Source organism: Microcoleus sp. K4-B3 (assembly GCF_036704615.1).
Taxonomy (GTDB): domain Bacteria; phylum Cyanobacteriota; class Cyanobacteriia; order Cyanobacteriales; family Microcoleaceae; genus Microcoleus.
The window spans coordinates 63,548-81,837 of record NZ_JAUBSF010000010.1; the positions used below are offsets into that span (position 1 = coordinate 63,548).

General features: G+C 46.2%; 15 protein-coding genes. 7 read left to right on the forward strand and 8 right to left on the reverse strand.

What is annotated here, in order from left to right:
- Positions 1–17: 17 nt before the first annotated feature.
- Complete coding sequence (locus QUA78_RS07400; RefSeq protein WP_333398700.1) at positions 18–1,253, reverse strand: VWA domain-containing protein; 1,236 nt, start codon at positions 1,251–1,253, stop codon at positions 18–20.
- A 72-nt stretch (positions 1,254–1,325) separates the two neighbouring features.
- Here QUA78_RS07400 and QUA78_RS07405 point away from each other — a divergent pair, with 72 nt between their 5' ends.
- From QUA78_RS07405 to QUA78_RS07415, 3 genes are all read left to right on the forward strand, one after another.
- On the forward strand, positions 1,326–1,985 hold the full coding sequence (locus QUA78_RS07405) for an ATP-dependent Clp protease proteolytic subunit (protein WP_333306366.1): 660 nt from the start codon (positions 1,326–1,328) through the stop codon (positions 1,983–1,985).
- 248 nt (positions 1,986–2,233) lie between these two features.
- Positions 2,234–2,827, forward strand: coding sequence for an ATP-dependent Clp protease proteolytic subunit (locus QUA78_RS07410; RefSeq protein ID WP_172188328.1), 594 nt, complete (start codon positions 2,234–2,236; stop codon positions 2,825–2,827).
- Between the two features lie 130 nt (positions 2,828–2,957).
- Entirely contained in the window at positions 2,958–3,584 is a 627-nt protein-coding gene (locus QUA78_RS07415) for a J domain-containing protein (RefSeq protein WP_333306364.1), read from the forward strand.
- On the opposite strand, the gene QUA78_RS07420 is transcribed toward QUA78_RS07415, so the two are convergent.
- From QUA78_RS07420 to QUA78_RS07440, 4 genes are all read right to left on the reverse strand, one after another.
- A complete protein-coding gene (locus tag QUA78_RS07420) occupies positions 3,578–4,507 on the reverse strand; it encodes a serine/threonine-protein kinase (protein ID WP_333306362.1) in 930 nt (309 codons plus the stop codon). The two genes, QUA78_RS07415 and QUA78_RS07420, sit on opposite strands and share 7 nt — an antisense overlap.
- Before the next feature lie 461 nt (positions 4,508–4,968).
- Positions 4,969–5,700, reverse strand: a complete 732-nt coding sequence (locus QUA78_RS07425) for a DUF7873 family protein (protein ID WP_333197812.1) — start codon at positions 5,698–5,700, stop codon at positions 4,969–4,971.
- A gap of 604 nt (positions 5,701–6,304) precedes the next feature.
- Complete coding sequence (locus QUA78_RS07435) at positions 6,305–7,579, reverse strand: glycosyltransferase family 4 protein (RefSeq protein ID WP_333306360.1); 1,275 nt, start codon at positions 7,577–7,579, stop codon at positions 6,305–6,307.
- Between the two features lie 71 nt (positions 7,580–7,650).
- Complete coding sequence (locus QUA78_RS07440; protein WP_333306358.1) at positions 7,651–7,932, reverse strand: hypothetical protein; 282 nt, start codon at positions 7,930–7,932, stop codon at positions 7,651–7,653.
- On the opposite strand from QUA78_RS07440, the gene QUA78_RS32805 reads away from it, so the two are divergent.
- Entirely contained in the window at positions 7,882–8,073 is a 192-nt protein-coding gene (locus tag QUA78_RS32805) for a transposase (protein ID WP_445302411.1), read from the forward strand. The two genes, QUA78_RS07440 and QUA78_RS32805, sit on opposite strands and share 51 nt — an antisense overlap.
- Before the next feature lie 204 nt (positions 8,074–8,277).
- A complete protein-coding gene (locus QUA78_RS07445; RefSeq protein ID WP_333306357.1) occupies positions 8,278–8,532 on the forward strand; it encodes a hypothetical protein in 255 nt (84 codons plus the stop codon).
- Between the two features lie 3 nt (positions 8,533–8,535).
- On the opposite strand, the gene QUA78_RS07450 is transcribed toward QUA78_RS07445, so the two are convergent.
- Positions 8,536–9,429: an EI24 domain-containing protein gene (locus QUA78_RS07450; protein WP_333398702.1), complete on the reverse strand. Its 894-nt coding sequence runs from the start codon at positions 9,427–9,429 to the stop codon at positions 8,536–8,538.
- Positions 9,430–9,518: 89 nt separating this feature from the next.
- Between QUA78_RS07450 and QUA78_RS07455 the strand changes: the two genes are divergently transcribed.
- Positions 9,519–10,310 (forward strand): 2-phosphosulfolactate phosphatase family protein, encoded by a 792-nt coding sequence (locus QUA78_RS07455; protein ID WP_333307245.1) that lies wholly within the window; start codon positions 9,519–9,521, stop codon positions 10,308–10,310.
- A 252-nt stretch (positions 10,311–10,562) separates the two neighbouring features.
- On the opposite strand, the gene QUA78_RS07460 is transcribed toward QUA78_RS07455, so the two are convergent.
- Entirely contained in the window at positions 10,563–11,948 is a 1,386-nt protein-coding gene (locus QUA78_RS07460) for a lipid-A-disaccharide synthase-related protein (RefSeq protein ID WP_333398703.1), read from the reverse strand.
- Between the two features lie 163 nt (positions 11,949–12,111).
- Here QUA78_RS07460 and QUA78_RS07465 point away from each other — a divergent pair, with 163 nt between their 5' ends.
- Positions 12,112–12,675: a Uma2 family endonuclease gene (locus QUA78_RS07465; RefSeq protein ID WP_333398704.1), complete on the forward strand. Its 564-nt coding sequence runs from the start codon at positions 12,112–12,114 to the stop codon at positions 12,673–12,675.
- 91 nt (positions 12,676–12,766) lie between these two features.
- Here the strand turns inward: QUA78_RS07465 and QUA78_RS07470 are convergent, their stop codons facing one another.
- Positions 12,767–17,962, reverse strand: coding sequence for a PAS domain S-box protein (locus QUA78_RS07470; RefSeq protein ID WP_333301277.1), 5,196 nt, complete (start codon positions 17,960–17,962; stop codon positions 12,767–12,769).
- Between the last annotated feature and the right edge of the window lie 328 nt (positions 17,963–18,290).

The following is an 18,290-nucleotide window of genomic DNA, read 5'->3' on the forward strand; positions in this document are numbered from 1 at the left end:
AATTTTAAATCACCGGATTACTTCAAAATAGTTTTAGAAGCAAGCCGAGTTTTCTTGCGATCGGCTTCACTCAATTGTTCGCCAGACTGCAAACGAGTAGCAGAGGTTTGGAGCACAGTTGCGGCACTTTTATCGCCCATTTGCAGAGCAGTTTTAGCAGCAGTTTGCAGCATCGTAGCCGCGCCAGCCCGATCGCCCTGTTGCAATCTAGTTTCTGCCAGTTGAGTTTGGCGGTATTTAGCCAAAGCTAAAATGTGCTGCTGCACAGTCGGGTTAAGTGCCGGCTGATAAACTTTCAAGACATTAGCAGAAACTGCAACGGGATCGGAAAGCAAACTTTGACCGACAGTCGGATCGTCGTAGCGAATTTGCAATTGCCCGATCGCCTGTGTACCTTCGGGCAACTGTCCAATATAAATATTAGCCAAAACTACTCGCTCTATATCTTTCATTAAATCTCCCAGGCGCACCATAAAACGATCGCCCTCTTGCTGTATCGGTAATTCGATCGTATCCGGGGCAACTTGGGCGATCGGTTTGAGTTCGGCTAACCGTACTTTTGGCATCAGTGAAAATAGCAAATAAGCATTAGTCAAACCTACACCTTGGATGCGAGTAAATAGTTTGCCAAACTCGTCTACCGCATCTTCGGGACGCTGAATGTGAGCCAGAGCACCGCCGCCAGCGTCAGCAATCTTTTCCAAAATATCCTGGTTCCAGTTATCGCCAAATCCCAGAGAATTTAAAGTCATGTTGTAGTCGGCAGCCAATTTAGCCAACTTCAAACAGCGGCTGTCGTCGCCGTGTTCGTTTTCGCCGTCAGTCAGCAGAAATGCCTGAGATATAGCTTCTTTTTTGCCTTTGCCCAACTCTTCAATACCTAACTTAATGCCCTCATCAATTGCTGTGCCGCCGGCCGATCGCAATTGCTCAATTTGCCGTTTAATACTGCTGGGATCTCCCACAATTTGATTGGGGACGAGGACTTTGGCTTTATGGTCGAAAGCCACCGCGCAAAAGCGATCCCCGGGCTTCAACCTGTCGAGCAACCGTCCGGCAGCTTGTTTGACGGTTTCCAAGGGGCGTCCGCCCATCGAACCGCTGTGGTCGAGAATCAGGCACAGGTTTAAGGGTACGCTGGAGTCGATCGAGCTTGCCGTCGCAGACACTGAAATTGCTAGCTGGCGCTGCGTTGAGGGCGCGGCAGCGTCAAGGTTAGGGTCGTTTAAAACCGGGAGCAAACTAACTTTCATGCGGGATACCTAAAGATTGCGTTACTATTTCTTTAAGAATAGCTCCATCAGTTCAGGCAACATTTCGGTTATATGAACACACCAATTAAAGCTGTGCAATCGCCATACTACGGGGAAGGGAACTCTCGGACGCCACCTCCCGATTTGCCATCCCTGTTGCTGAAGGAGCGGATCGTTTATCTGGGTATGCCTCTAGTGCCTGCGGTAACAGAACTGATTATCGCTGAACTGTTGTTCTTGCAGTACGAAGACCCCGAGAAGCCGATCAAAATCTACATCAACTCGACCGGCACTTCTGGTTACAGTGGCGAACCCGTCGGCTTTGAAACAGAAGCCTTCGCTATCTGCGATACGATCAGGTACATTAAGCCGCCCGTGCACACTATTTGCCTCGGTTCGGCAATGGGGATGTCTGCGATGCTTTTAGCGGCTGGTACAAAAGGCTTTCGGGCGAGTTTGCCGCACGCTTCGATTGTGTTGCACCAACCCAAGGCTTACACGCGGGGTCAAGCAAGCGACATTCAAATTCGGGCTAAGGAAGTGCTGGCAAATAAAGCGACGATGCTTGAGATTTTTGCAAGCTGTACTGGCCAACCGATCGAAAAAATTACTAAAGATATGGATCGGTTGCTGTACATGACGCCCCATGAAGCTAAAGAATACGGTTTGATCGATCGCGTTCTTGAAAGTTCGGAAGAATTGCCGAAACCGCTGCCGGCTGGAGTCATCTAACTGGGAATGTGAAATGGGAAATGGGGAATGGGGAATGGGGAATAGGTAATGGGAAATGGGGAATGGGCATGAGTAATAATTAAGGGTTAATGGCTAGTAGTTTCTACCCTGATTAGTTATTCAATAGTCTTTTTATGACTAACAATTCCCAATTACCGATTCCCAATTACCGATTCCCAATTACCAATGCCCGATGCCCGATGCCCGATTCCCAATTACCAATTACCAACTAAACGGAGTTCCGAATTATGCCTATAGGTGTGCCAAAAGTTCCCTACAAAATGCCGGGTGGTTATGATACTCAGTGGATTAATATCTACGATCGCCTCTACCGGGAACGGATTATTTTCTTGGGCAGGGACATTGACGATGAAATTGCCAATCAAATCATCGCTGTGATGCTCTATCTCGATTCGGAAGATTCAGGTAAGGATATTATTTTGTACATCAATTCCCCAGGCGGAATGGTGTCGGCAGGCATGGCTATTTTTGATACCATGCAGCACATTAAATCGGACGTGGTGACGATTTGTGTGGGCTTGGCTGCTTCGATGGGTTCTTTCCTGTTAGCTGCCGGTGCGAAAGGAAAACGGTTAGCTTTGCCTCACTCGCGAATCATGATTCACCAGCCTTCTGGGGGCACGCGGGGACAAGCAACGGATATTCAGATTGAGGCGAAAGAGATTCTGCGGCTGCGCCACGAACTCAATAATATCTATGCTAAGAATACTGGCAAGCCGATCGAGAAAATCGAGAAGGACATGGATCGCGACTATTTCATGTCCGCTGAGGAAGCCAAGGAATATGGCTTGATTGACAGAGTGATCGAAGATCGTCCCTAAGTTATTTTTTCGCGACCGTAGTGCGGGCAACCCTCGCACTACAACCTAGTTCGCAGTAAATTTTGGCAGAATCTTTACATTTAAGGATTCTGCCATATTTAATGGTATTATCAACGCTCATTCATGCTAAATGGATATTGCAGATTATTACCGACAGTTAGGACTGAGGTCTGGCGCGAGTTTATCGCAAGTTAAGGCCTCTTATCGGCAGTTAGCCAGACAGTATCACCCCGATGTGAATCCGGGAAACGAACAGGCTAAGAATAAGTTTATTGCTATTACTGAGGCTTATAAGTTCTTGGTGAATATTGCCCCCCCCCATGTTGCGGAGTCGAAAGTTGCCAATTCAACTGTACCGCCTACTGCGACACCGCCGGATCGGGAGGTGAAAGCTCAACCGCAGGCAGTTAAAGTGACTCGAAAAGAGACTGCGGTTCAATCTCCTGCGGATCTGTCGGCGGTAGAACAAAAGTTAAAGCAAGATGCTTATTTTGAGTTGCAGCAGTTGCTGAAATATCAGAGGTTCCCGCGGGCGATCGCGTTGATTGAGGGTTTGGCACAGCGGGTTCCCGAAGATTTGGAGGTGCGTCAGTGGCAGGCGATCGCCTATCAGCGCTGGGGACGGCATTTGATCGGAGAAAGGCAGGTTGATAAGGCGAGAATTTATTTGAAAAAGGCTGTGAAAACTGACCCTCACAATCGGGCTTTGTGGGCGGAAGTTGAGCGGGATTTTCGCAGGTTGGAAGAGATTTATTGAAGCGATGTTGCGTCCCCCTTTTGCAGGGGGTCTCCGTCATGAATTTTTAATTTTTCTAAAATAACTTGGGTATTTTCAGGTCGGTTTTCCGGTAGCGGTTCCATCAATTCGTCGATCGAGTCTAGGAGTAACGGGTCAATATCTACAGCCTGGTTCCTCCAATTAATTTTACCAGTTTTTTCATTAACGGGAAAGTCGATCGGCTGTATGCCTGTTAATAAATGTACAAAAGTACGCCCCACGGCAAAAAAGTCCGATCGCACGCCTGCTTTACCTGCAATTTGTTCGGGTGCGCAGTATCCAGCAGAACCTATGGGTGCGGTATCTCTCTCTGCTTCTGAGGCGGCGCCGAAGTCAATTAATCTCAATTTCCCATCCGCTGCAAGCATCAGGTTGGATGGCTTAATATCCCGATGCACTACATGATATTTGTGGATTTCCTGCAAAATATCAAGCATTTGTTGCAGCCAATCAAGAGCGAGTTTTTGAGAAACGTACTGGTTTTTAGTTAAGAATTCTGCCAAGTTTTCTCCGCTAATCTTTTCCATTACCAAACAAGACAATTTCTGGAAGTTATTGGGGAGTTTTATTTGGAAATAACCGTCAGGTTCGACTTGGGGAACTGGGCCCTTTCCGGCCAGCCAAATCAAAACTCGCGCTTCTTGCTTGAACAAGTGAACTAAATCGGGATTGTGGGTGTGTTTCAAGACTTTTAAAACTTTGACAGTCCCCCATTCGTTTTCCCCTGTTCCCAAATCTTCAACTTCAAAGATGTCAGTGGGGCGTGCGGGATTGGGCGATCGCACTGGTTTAAGGATACGGTAGCGATCGCCAATTAACAAATCCGTGCCGCAAGCCTGACAATTTTGAGCAGCAGCAGGATTTTCGCGTTGTTCGCATTGAGGATTGATGCAGTAAATCATCGGTCTTGACACGTCCAGGACTGACGGATTTAACGAATTGATTCAATTATTAGCATAAAACCCAGCAGTTCTGACCTTACTACTGGGTTTATATTTACCGCCCATTTGCGCACGCTATCACATTTAAGTCAAGGATTTAAGATTAATAGCATCGCGCTCTACCGATTGAGCTACCCCCCTGCGTTTGGTAGAGGGGGCTGGATATGAGCCAGCAACCTCGATGATGTGATTTTCCTGACATTCGTTTTAGCGATCGGCGGTGAATGCTGAGTTTAGAGTAATAGCTTGCTGTTGAATTTGTACGCAATGCTGCCTCTGCCAATTGGGCTACCCCCCTATTTTGGGTAGAAGGGACAGGAGTCGAACCTGTACTGTCACATTTGTACGGTTTAAGTTGAAGTTTTAGATTGAACTTGTACTCTGTTTATATCTTAAACCATAACTATCAAAAAAGCAAGCAATTAGCGGAAAATAAACTGAAAAATTCGCTCTCCCACTCTCTGTTCCTCAACTTCTGAATTGTTAGCTTCTTCGCGGGCGAACATAACAGCTTGCTGCAAGATTTCCACCCTTTGCAGCAACTCATTGATTCGCCGCGCTGGCAAAGATCCAGAAAACTTGACAGTCCGCCAGTAGCCGATCGTAATATCTTCGTAATAAACATCGACTTGAGCCGGATGGTGCTCGGTAGCTTCAGCTTTAACGTGATTGCGCGGAGTTTTAAAAGTCTTGAGAGTTTGCACCGGTTCTGTAGCCCAACAGTCGGCCGAAGCATCGAAGTTCCAAGTCTCGGAAGCATCTAAGACTGGAAGTTTTTTGATGAATGCTTGCAAATCTGCTAACTGCTTTTCAATGAATAGCAAATAGCTGACGGGAACTTGGCTCAAAAGCACGTTTCCGTCTACAGTTACGTCAGCGCGAGCGCTACAATTTGTCCAATCTTTGGTTGCGGTTACGTCGAATAGTTTGGTCAAAACTTCAGTTGTTTTGCGGATAATCTCTTCGGCTTTGACTTCAACTTTTTTGGACTCGGGCGGCAGTTGTTCGCCTTCTTCGTCTTTGGGACGGTAAGTGCGGGAGATTCCAGAAAGCACAGCGGGCTTCTGGAGCGCTTTTTGAGCTTCTGCTAGTTCTTGGGCGGAGCGGCTTTTGATGCCTTTTTCGATCGCAATAATCTGATTTAAGCGTGGCATTGTTTAATGTTATCGATCCTAAATTACATTTAGTAGTATATCATGTTTCACAAAAAATACAAGTTTTTCATTCGATCGTCAGATTGGGATGACCGGATTCGCCTGTGACCCACTATATCAAGTAGCTGCGGTGCAAGAGCTGACTCCGGCTAAAGGGATCTGGCTCTTTGAGGATGTTTGACAATACGGAGAGAGACAAAAAGGCCCAGGCAAGTCTGCGTAGCATCAGTCGAATCATGGCTATGTGGATAAAGGCTTCTTTTGATGCAGGTAATCGCTGATAATCGACATTTCGGCGGCGACAACCCGCACAGCAATCAGTAAGCCCAGGGTATCGACGAGCGTGAAGCATTTGCGTCATGCAGGTCTTTTTACCCCCTTCCTAGCCGGCGGTCTATCAAAGTTTGAAATGCAGCTTTTACGGCACCGATATCGACCGCTGATTTAATCCGCAGTACCCAGAAAGTTTATCAGTTAAACCTTCTGCCGATCGTTGATGCAAAAACCAATTAGACTGCTGAATTAGGGAGAGAGTAAATGAAGTTTCCGAAGTTAGTATTTGCTGAGGTTTTTGCTCTTTAATTAGCTCGGTAACTGTGAGTTACTAGCTTTGTTTAAAGGTTGTTGTACTTACTTCTTCAAATACAGATAAGTATCGACGTGCTTGTTTTTCTAAAGAAAATTCCTGTTCAACTTTTTCTCTGGCACGACTTGATAAAACTTGCCAACGCTGCCGAGATTCTAACACCCAAGCAATTCCTTGCGCTAAATCTTCTGTAGCAAAGGGATGAGCCAAATAGCCATTTTGTTCGTGTTCTATTAAATCTGGCATTCCACCAATTTTAAAAGCTACGCAAGGAGTGCCGCAAGCTAAGGCTTCCATGACTGTGTTGGGTAAATTATCTTGAACTGAAGGAGCAACAAAAACATCTGCTGCTGCATAAATAAGTGCTAAAGAAATATCGTCGCTTAGAGTACCAAGATAGCGTGTTTTTAAGTCTATATCCTGTTTTTCCTTTGGTTGAGATGCACCGAATACAATTAACTCCCAATTTTGTGAGTTTTCATAATTACTTAGCTGCTTTAAAGCCTGCAGAAGAAAAGGAAAACCTTTCCTTTTGTTGCTTGAATTCAGCGCACCGAAAAGAATCAGTTGCCGATCTTGCGGGAGATTTAGTATATTTCTGGCTGTTTGCCGATCGCAGGGTTTATATGTGCCAGTATCCAATCCGTATGGAATCACTCTAATGTCACTATTTTTAAATAGCGAACTGGACTTTGCAGAGTCAGCGAGCCATTTGCTAGGAGTGACAACTGTGAGTTTGAGATTTTGCCATGCTTTCGCTTTTCGCTGCCAAACCCAGCGGGACAAATCCCAGCTTTTATTATGGCCGAGTAGAGGACAATTGCCGCAGGATTTGGTGTAGCGATCGCACTCTTGGCTGTAACAGCATCCACCCGTAAATGCTGACATATCGTGCAGCGTCCAAACAATTGGTTTATTAAACTCAGACAGCGCTTCTGCCGCAACAAATCCGTCACCTATCCAGTGCAAGTTAACGACATCTGGATTGAGAGCAGCAATTCGCGACGTAATTATATCGGGGAGCCATTGCACGGAAAAAAGTACCGGATGGCTTTGTCTGTTCCTGTAAAATTGTAGCGGCAAAGCATCCAAAACAGGACGGGCTTTCCACATTCTTTGAGCTACCTTGTTAGGAGCACCCATTACAGTCCTGTCGTCAATTCTCCGCTCTTGAACTAGCATCTTGGAGTCAACTCCTAGCTGAATTAACCCCTGATGCAGCCGATAAGCTGCGCGCGTGGCTCCGCCTCCTCCTTTTGGATCGTAAGTGTTAATTAACAAAGGCTGAATCATTTTTTATTCGTGATTTTTTTTTCAAACCGCAGAGTCGCGGAGGACACAGAGAGAAGAGAGGATTTTTCCAATCAGTTAGGATTGCTGTAAAAACTCAGTCTCCGCCCAATTCTACCAACTTGCCTGAGGGCGAAGGAGCAAAGCAATTGCTCAAATAAGTGAACCAGGACATCGCCTGCTGCGACTCGTCCGCATCTGGGTCGATAGAGGATTTTCTGGGGCGGAGTTTCTCCCTTGGGTGATGGATACATCCTGATGGATTCGCCCGTGTCGTCAAAAAACCTGAGGGCACTCAAGGTTTTGTGCGGCTTCCCAAAGGCTGGACAGTAGAGCGCACCTACGGTTGGTTCCATTGCTCTCGCCGCCGAAATGTCGATAGTGAGCGATTACCTGCATCCTCAAAAGCCTTGATCCATATTGCCATGATTCGACGGATGCTACGCAGACTTGCCTGGGCCTTTTTGTCTCTCTCCGTATTTTCAAACATCCTCTAACCAAAGTGTAGTAAATTTAACTGTTTTTGAGCGCTCAGACTACCTCTAAAGATAGATGCGAAAATACCTCTTGCGACAAATGGCAATAGAACTAAACATTTTTTAACATATAGATAACAAAGGGAATCCGAGGAGACACCAAAAATCCTTAAGCCCTTGGGGTGCCCCGGTTAATCAGATTCTTCGCAAACAAGGGCTAAATCAATGAACAAGCAGCAAAACTCCGAAGTTTCAGCATTTTTGCCCATGCTCCAAAAAGGCATTTGGCTGTTTGGGATTCTCTCTTGGATATTCGGGCTGACAGATAGAACTATTGCACTCTTATCTGACGGATATTTGTCGGCGGTTGATATTGTCCAGCTATTTACAGCTTCATTCTTCTTCCTTAGTTGGCTGTTTTTAAGCCCGTTTTTGGGGCTTAACTCCCAGAGTCAGCCGAAGGGAGAAGTATCTCCGTAGTTTTTAATTTGTAATGTTAGTTTCTCGATCGCTCTTTGTTTCTTCTGAGGCAAAGCGGGCCGGCCAAATACGATCGCAAAAAAACAAAGTTCCCGCCGTCACGCACAGCGGAATGGCCAACAGATTCAACAGCGGAATACTCACCAACCCCAAACAAACCACACCAAAACTCCCGCTGGCAGGCAAACTCCCCCGAATTATCTCCAACTTCTCCTGAAAAGGTCGCCTCCGCCTCTCCAAAGGTGCATCTAAAAAGTCCAAACAGACAATAGTCGCGCCCAAAGCTACGCCACCCAAACTGCTAAGAATAGAGCCTACTCCAGGGATAAAATTTAGCAGCAGCAGCGGTATACCGACGCTCAACAAAATTTGTAGTTTTCGCAGTTCAAAGGCGATCGCCCTTTGAATATCCCCAAAACTACTCGCCAAATTCATTGGTGCTTCTGCGGGCAATTGACCGTTCCGCAGCAGTTCCAATTGTTCGGAAAGTTTGCCGTACCAGGGCGAACCTAAAATCACGCCAAACTGCACTAACAAAAATCCAATTATCAGCAAAAGTCCTGACACTAGGAGTACGCGCAGCAGCCAGCCGAAAGCAACTGTTAACACGCCGAGAAAGCTCAGCCAAGCTGGAAAACTCGCAATTAGAGTATTAAATCGGACGGACAAATCGGCAACTAAAACGTCTATCCCTGCCAAACTGGGAAATAGCAAGCTTAAATAAAGACCGATACCAATTATAAAATTTAGCACCACGGGAACTAATACATAAGTCCACAGCTTGGGAGTTTGCAAAATCAGCGTGAAAGCTCGCAAAGGATAGGTAAAACCTGCCAGGAGTCCAATTGGTGCGGTAATGGCGGTGGGGGCGGGGTTTGAATTGAGCTGTTTTGACATATTTTCTGCTTTTGAGGACTCGACTCTATTTTCTATCATCCACTTTCCATTATTATTGCTGATGAGGATTTATCGCAGGTAGCCCAAAAGTGAAGCTTTTTATTTACCATACCCCGGAACTTACGCCAGCCGACAAAATGCCTGCTTGCGCGATCGCAGTTGATGTGCTGCGGGCGACTACGACAATGGCAACAGCCCTGAATAATGGGGCGGAAGCTGTCCAAGTTTTCAGCGACTTAGATAAGCTAATGGCCGAGAGCGAAAAATGGCCTGCAGATAAGCGGATTCGCGCTGGAGAGCGAGGCGGCGCCAAAGTTGACGGATTTGACATGGGGAATTCCCCCTTCGACTGCACGCCAGAAACTGTGACTGGGAAGCGAATTTTTATCAGCACAACTAACGGTACTCGGGCTCTGCAGCGAGTGCAAGCTGCTGCAACTGTGTTAACGGCGGCTTTGATTAACCGCAAATCTGTGGTGCAGTTTTTGTTAAATAAACAGCCGGAAACTATTTGGATTGTGGGTTCTGGTTGGGAAGGGAGTTATTCGTTGGAAGATACGGTTTGTGCTGGTGCGATCGCCCAAAGTCTCCTGGCAGAAAGCGGTATTCCTGCGAGCGATTTTGCTGGTAACGATGAAGTATTTGCTGCTATTGCTCTTTACCTGCACTGGCAAGATAGGTTGCACGAATTGTTGGAAAGAGCCAGTCACGGCCAGCGCCTCCTCGGTTTAGGTGTTATTGAAGATTTAAAATATTGCGCGCAAACGGATACTTTAGATGTGCTGCCGGTGCAGCGAGAACCGGGAGTTTTGGTTAAGTCGGATTTTAAAATTCCTCAAGCTAATTTCTGGGTGCAATCTTCGGAAAAAACGGCGAATTAAATTTTTTCTGGGAGTGGTGTATTGGTTGCGACTCCAGGATTAGATGCACACTCTATTTGTAGGAATGATATAGAGGACACGGCAGTGCCGTGTCCCTACCGAAAATAATATTGTAGGGACACGGCAGTGCCGTGTCCTAATTTTGGCTAATAATTCCGATGCTACCGGAAACGATATTAGTTAGCGAACGAGATTTTTTTTAAAGAAAGTAGAATTAAAGATATTGGGTAGGGACACAACATTGTTGTGTCCCTAGTGTATGGTCGGCGATTGAGAAGTGCTGGATTCACCGCCGAACCGCTGAATTAAACACTCGGCAATTCTGGCTGCTGCACCGGGTTCTCCCATGCGGCGCCAGCCATTTTCTGCGATTAGCTGTAACCTGTCGGGGTCGCGGAGCAAAGACTGCACGGCAGCGGCAACTTCGGCGGGATGTTTGACTAAAATTAATGACGGGCCTAACAAGCGACTTTGAGCTTCTGCAAAAGCGGGAGTAAATTGCGGGCCGTTTCCGGGAATGGCGATCGCGGGTTTTCCTAAACCTACAAATTGTTCTGTAGCCGTTCCGGCCATTGCTATTGCTAAATCGGCTTCGTACAAACAATCGTTAAAACTTTGCTGAGTCAAAATCATCGTGGCGTTTCTCTGCACAAATGTCAAGGGCAATAGCAAATTAGGAGATTCTTTCCGAATTTCTTGAGCACTAGAAACAGGAGGTCGCAAAATACTTCCTTCTCGCCGCTGCGTTCTAATTTCGCCGTCTTGTCGCCAGCCGAAAAATTCTAAACTAGGTCGCAAAGCTTCTAGATTTAACTCAGGGGAAATGGCTCCAAAAAATAACAATTTGCGATCGGCAAACAGCGACAAAATTCCGGCTACAGCCTCTACTATTAGCAGCCAATTAGCATAGGCTTCCGGCGCTCTAGAACCGGGGAGTAAAGTGATGACGAGCGATCGCTCCATTTCCCGAAACTCTGCGTCAGGGCCGTAAAAACCGGCTGGATTTTCCGGTTCGAGTCCGTCCATCATTGGGTTTCCGAGATTGTAAGCCGGAATTCCCAGCTTTTGTAAAGTCTCGGCGGTCAGCGCGTCCCTGGCAAAAACGGCCCGACAGCGCGATCGAGTCATCAACCAGCGCTCCCAAGGCAAATAAACCGATCGCGGGCAACCCCACCAACCAAAGGCTCGGGATTTGCCAGCCAGAGGCCCCTCCTCGTCGCGCAAATAATACTCGGACTTTGCCGTACCCACAAAGGCGTAGGGCGCGCCGCCCAGCCAAGCAAACAGCAGCGGTACAATATCCCCGCAGGCTAAAATAACGCCGTCTTGATTCCCAGACTGTTGTTGCGATCGCACCCAAGCGCGGATGGCCTTAAACTGAGCTAGGGTCAACTGAAGCAGACCGCCTTTAACATCGCGCAAAAATTCCCTCCCGTCCATGTAAATAAAGCCGCCCGAAGGCATTCGCTGCACCGGGCCGATGATGCGGGCGTTTTCTAGTTGAGCGAAAGCTTGCCCTTCGCCCACTAGCGGAAACACGTCTAATTCTGGGGGATGCGGGTGCTGTTGCAGTTCCCGCAAGATGCGAAGGGCGATCGCGTCTTCTCCGTGGCCGTTACTGAGGCAAAGTAATTTCAATCCCAACTCTCTCAAAAACTGTCTCTGAATATATAGAAGCAAGATTAGCCGCAGGATGCAAGGTGGTATAGCCGAAGGAAGAAGTAAGTGGAGCGCCGATCGCACGAGTCCGGGACTTTTTGGTAAAATAGCAGATGAAAGTCTATTTTATAGGTAAAATTGGATGGTACAAACCCTGCCAAAATCTTTGACACTCCAAGAGTTTCTGAAGTTGCCAGAAACCCAACCAGCCAGCGAGTACATTGACGGTGCAATCATTCAAAAACCGATGCCTCAAGGAGAACATAGTGTCATTCAAGGCGAGTTGACAAGCGCTGCTAATACTGCTCTCAAACCTCAAAAGGTGGCGCGAGCATTTCCAGAACTACGGTGCATTTTTGGCGGTCGAGCGATCGTTCCCGACGTGACTGTATTCACTTGGGAGCGCATTCCCCGTAAAGAAAATGGTGGTGTGGCAAATGTGTTTGCGATCGCCCCGGATTGGACAATTGAAATCCTCTCCCCCGACCAAAACCAAACTAAAGTTACTAAAAATATTTTACATTGTCTCAAACACGGAACTCAAATGGGTTGGTTAATCGATCCAGAGGATCGATCGGTTTTTGTATATCGGCCGACTCAATCAACGGAGGTGTTTGACCAACCGGAACAGTTATTGCCCATGCCATCTTTTGCCAGGGAATTGCAACTGACAGTAGGAGAATTATTTGGTTGGCTATTAGAGTGATATCATGTCTGATCGAGCGACCGGACATGATATCACTACTGACCACTGACCACTGACCACTGACCACTGACTACTGACTACTGACTACTGACTACTTCCCCTCGATATATTGCTTTAAAGTATTCCGAATTTGTTTGAGCTGAAATCCCTTAGCAAGTTGGCGCAGCTTCGAGACAAACGGCACTAATTTTGGGTCTAAACTCTCCAGCTTAGAACTCTCCTCAAAAATTTCTTCAATGTCGCCCATAGCTGCGAGTTTCAAAAGTTTTGCTACCGACTCAGAAGCCGCAGGTAACAGAGAAGAATAAGCAGGAAAATCCGATGCGGGTGACAAACTGGGAGTTTTGCGCTTTTTGTTTTCCGAAGCTTCCCCGTAAATCCATTCTAGGCCCAAATGCACGCGCAACTGTGCCAAAAAGTGATTTGCTTCGATCGGCTTGGGAAGAAAATCATCGCACCCTGCAAGGATTCTTTCTTGCTGCGCCGCCTCGAAAACGCTAGCTGACATAGCGATTAACACGACATTTTTTAATTCCGGTAACTCCCGCAATCTCCTGGCAGTTTCTAAGCCATCCATTACAGGCATCCCCAAGTCGATCAAAATCACATCCGGTTGAAATTCAACTGCTTTGTAGAGGCATTCTTGACGGTTTTGTGCTTCTGCCACTTCAAATCCCAAACGCCCCAGCAGCCTGCACAACAAATCGCGATTTAGTTGATTTTCATCCAGGATTAGCACTTTCCGCTTGTTGCCAACAAAACCGACAAGCCAGCGTTTTTCCCGCAAAGGAGACACCTCCAAGTACCGTTGGACTGCGGGCAATTCTAAATCCAGCCAGAAAGTGCTGCCTTTTCCCAAAGTGCTGTTGACGCGAATTTCGGTACCCATCATTTTCGCTAATTTCTGGCTGATCGAGAGTCCGAGACCTGTACCTTCAACAAAGGTATTGCCTCCTACTTGGTGGAATGGCAAAAATATTTCTTCTAACTTGCTTCGGTCTATTCCAGTGCCGGTATCCTCGACTTGAAAGCGGATTTTTAAAGCCTGTTTAGCTGCGATCTCATTGTGGGCGAAGCGTATATAATTTTGTTTTAGTTCCGAACTCAAAATCGATAGTTCATAATTTTCGCCTTGCCCTCGACTCCAGGCCCCTGTGCCGACATAGCCGACTTTAAAAGTCACACGGCCGCTGTTAGTAAACTTAACGGCATTGCTGAGTAAATTTATGAGAATTTGGCGCAATCTTTTTTGATCGACACGAACGCAAGTAGGCAGGGGAGATACTTGTTCGTAATTGAAGGAAATTTGTTTTTGCGATGCCCGCATCTGAAAGAGGTCGGCAATGTTTTTCGTGAAATTTAGAAAATTTAACTCTTCCGGGTAGAGTTCCATTTTTCTAGCTTCGATTTTGGAAAGGTCTAAAACATCATCGATTAACATCAGCAGGTGTTGACCGCACTGTTGAATATTGCTGAGACTTTCTTGCTGATCTGAGCTTAAGTCTTTGTCGGTTTTGAGGATTTGAGCGTAACCTAAAACGCCGTTTAAAGGCGTGCGCAGTTCGTGGCTCATGTTGGCGAGAAATTCGCTTTTGGCGCGGTTGGCGCTTTCTGCGACTTCTTTGGCTTGTTGGAGGGCAGATTCTGCAAGTTTGCGATCGGCAATTTCGGTTTGTGCTTGTTCAAATAGCGTCGATTGCTGGATCGCGATCGCCAATTGGACGCACAATTGCCGGAGGGATTCTATTTCTGAGGAATCCCAGGGACGTGGGCCGCTGCAATCCTGGGCGATCAGCAGTCCCCAGAGCTGATTTTCTGCGGTCTGTTGGGTCTGGGAAATGCTTTCTCGTGCTTTTAAAATCGGCACTATTAAGTTAGCTTTTACTTCAAATTCTTCGAGAAATTTCCTGTGGCATTCCGTCAAATTTTCCCGGTAAATATCTTCCATAGCTCTAATACAGCCTTGCTGATAAATATCAACAAATTTTTCTCTAAAACAGCCATCAATATTGTTAAAATTTCGCAGCGAAATTCTATCTTTTGCCAGGGATTCCACAACTACAAAGCCGCTCCAGTCGGGATTAAAACGGTAAATAACTGTGCGGTCTGTTTGCAAAAATTGCCGCACTTGTTCGACAGCAGTTGTCAGGACTTCTTCTAAATTGAGGGAGGAGCGAATCCGATCGAGCATGGCAACTACGAGCCGTTCTCGCCTTAATTGGTGCAGCAGCGCCACCTCAGCTTGTTTGCGTTCGGTGATGTCGGTAATTACTCCCACTAGCCCGATTAAATTGCCAGTTTCATCTTTAATGCAGTCGGCACGAAATAAAGTCGTTACCACTTCGTTGCTTTTAGTTTTGATTTGGAGTTCGCCTTGCCAAGATTTGCCTTTACGGACTGTTTTAAACATTTCTACCAGCACTTGACTTTGGGGGTAAAGTGCCGTTGCTCCGCCTGCTGTGTTCAGTTCTTCTGCTGTGTAGCCGTACCGCTCAACAAAGGCTTGATTGTGGTAGATCGATCGCCCTGTCAAGTCAGCAATGCCGATCGCGTCGCTGGTGCTTTCTACGGCTTGAGTAACTCGCAGCAAATCTAATTCTGCTTGTTTGCGATCGCTAATATCAGTAATAGTGCCGATATAGCCTTTAATTTCCTGCTTGTCTCCGATTTCGGCAATTGCCTGACCGATCACCCAGATTACACGACCGTCTGGATGCTGAAAGCGGTATTCTGATTTAAAAGGAAATTTCTCAATAATTGCTCGATACCATTCATTTTTTACCCGCTCCGTATCATCGGGATGTATGGCATTCATCCAGCCATTTTCTGCTGCTAATTCTGCGTTTAATCCCGTGATTTCACTCCACCGCTGATTCACATAAAGGCAATTTCCCGAGGAGTCGGTGTGGAATATACAAACTGGCGATGCTTCTGCTAAAGTTTGGTAGCGGCGCTGGCTAGCTCGCAGTGCTGATTCTACCTGTTTTCTATTAGTGATATCGCGGACGATCGAAATTATCTCGCCGCCTGCAAGCATTGTCAGCGACAATTCTTGAGGGAACTTAGTACCGTCGCGGCGCTGACCGCTCGCTTCTATATTGCAGTAACCTTTTTGCAGGAGCATCGGCATTATTTGTAGTTCAAAAAATATATTTTCTGGTTTGCTGTAGAGCATTTTCCATTTCTTCCCATACAGTTGGCTAGTGCTAGCCAAGCCGTACATTTTTAGATAAGCGTCGTTTGAATAAATACATTCTTTATTATAATTAAAAATGGCGATACCGTCATAAGCAGCGGCCATTGCTACTGCTTGTCGCTGGAGTTTAGACTCGGCTTGTTTGCGAGAGGTAATGTCGTGACCGACTGAGTAGATTAAACCTTCTTCACTAAATGGCGATGACGTCCACAGCAGGCATTTGTAAGAACCATCTTTGCAGAGATAGCGGTTTTCAAAGGAGAGACTGGAAGTACCGGCTATTAGTTTTGCCCCTTCGGCTGCGGTAGCTTTTCGATCGTCTGGATGAACAAATTCGATCGTCGGCTTGGCAAAAAGCTCAGCACTACTGTAGCCTAGAACCGTTGACCAAGCAGGGTTTAAACGTTTAAAATAGCCATCGAAACCTACAATGCAAAGCAAGTCTAAGGAGATGGTAAAAAAGCGATCGCGCTCTGCTTGTGCCTGCTTTAATTCAGTGATATCCATCACTAAACCGTCCCAGAGAATATCGCCTTCCCTGCCAGATTTGGTCTCATTATTGAGCCTTTCCGGCCTCGCCGCTCCTTGCAGCCACTTAACTTTTCCAGATGGCAAAGTCTGTCGCCACTGCTGCTGCCAAGGTTCCAAGGTAGCGGCAGAAATTTCGATCGAGGCTTCTAAATCTAAGAGATCGTCTGCGTGAATTCCGCTGAAAATCAGTTCCGCATTTTGCTCGATTGCTTCTGCTTCTAATTCGTACAGTTGGCGGCTGCCTGAAGAGACGTAGGGGAAAGACATCTTTCCCGTTGCTGACATTCGTAATTGATAAATTGCTCCCGGCAGGTTAGCTACCAGTTTTTGAAAGCGAGCTTCGCTTTGTTCCAGGGCTTTTTGCTGCCGTCTGTATTCAGTAAACTCTCTAATAGTGCCTACTATTACTTGACTGCCATCTGATTTTTTAAAGACGCTTTTTTTGGTAGAGATGATGTGTTCTTTCCCTGCCGTGTCTGTAAATTTTTCTTCAGTTTCCAAGCAGATACCCGTTCTCAATACTTCTTCATCTTTTGTCCAAAAAACAGCAGCTTCTGATTGGGGGAAAAAGTCATAATCTGATTTGCCGAGCAGTTCTTGCCGCGATTTGCCGACAAACTGACAAAAAGCATCATTTAATACCATCCAGCGGTGTTGCTCGTCTTTGACAAAAATTGGGTCTGGCGTAGCATTTATGGTGTGGTTTAAAAATTCTTCTGACGCTTTCAGTTTGGCTTCGTAGCGGTAGCGATCGCTCACGTCCAACACTACTTCGATCATCCGGTCGATCGACCCGTCCTGGCGGCGGATGCAGCGCAGGGAAACTCGCGTGTGAACTATTTCGCCGTCTTTTTTGAGCCACCTTTTGTCTAAGATGTAACCGTCGATCGTACCTGCTAACATCTGAGAATTTTTTTCAAAATTGGCATCTAAATCCTCTGGATGAGTCAACTCCAGCCAATTCTTTTGCACGAGTTCGTAGCGCTCGTAGCCCAGCAAATTGCACAGGGCATCGTTAACTTCTATCCAATTGAAATTTTGAGGAATTTTGCGGTCAATAATTGGAGCGATGATGGCAATTCCGATCAGGGAATTTTCCACCACCGATCGATATTTTTCTTCGCTCTTTCGCAAAGCATCTTGACTGTTCTGGCGTTCTATGGCGTAACGGAGCGATCGAATTAACAGTTCGCTGTCAATTTTTCTTTTGACTAAATAATCCTGTACGCCGACCGAAATCAACCGCAGGGCAAGCTCTTCGTCGTTTTGGGCGGTCAGAACTACGATCGGCACATTTACCCCGTACTCTTGTACCCGAGCCACCGTCTCGATTCCGATACTGTCTGGCAGTGAAAGGTCTAATAAAATTATGTCAAAAGTTTCTTGATTCAATCGCTGCTGCGCTTCGCTGAGGCGCTCTACTTTCGTCAGTAGTATACGCTGCACGCCGCCAATTTCCGACAGCAAATCTTCAATAAGCTCAGCTTCCTGAGGGTTGTCTTCTACTAACAGAACTTTCAAGCAGACAGGAGGCACAGCTAAGTTAAAAACTGCTTTCATAATAGTTATTAATCAATAAAAATGTTAAACTAACTTGGGTTTTACCTTTTATTTCCGGGGCAGTTATTCAATTGCACCTACATATACATCCGCGGTCATATAGCGGTGTGAGCGAGCGCTACAAAAATTGTGTTTAAGACTTATAATTATATCACGCACTAACTCGACTGTCAACGCGAAACATTTTTTATTCTAACTTGCAATTTATACCACTTTAAAAAAAAAGAATGCACCTGTAGGTAACCTCCCAACACAGATAGTCACAATCATTCCCAATTATTTAATTCTTTAATCTAAAATATAAAATAGTATTAACTTTTACCTTTTA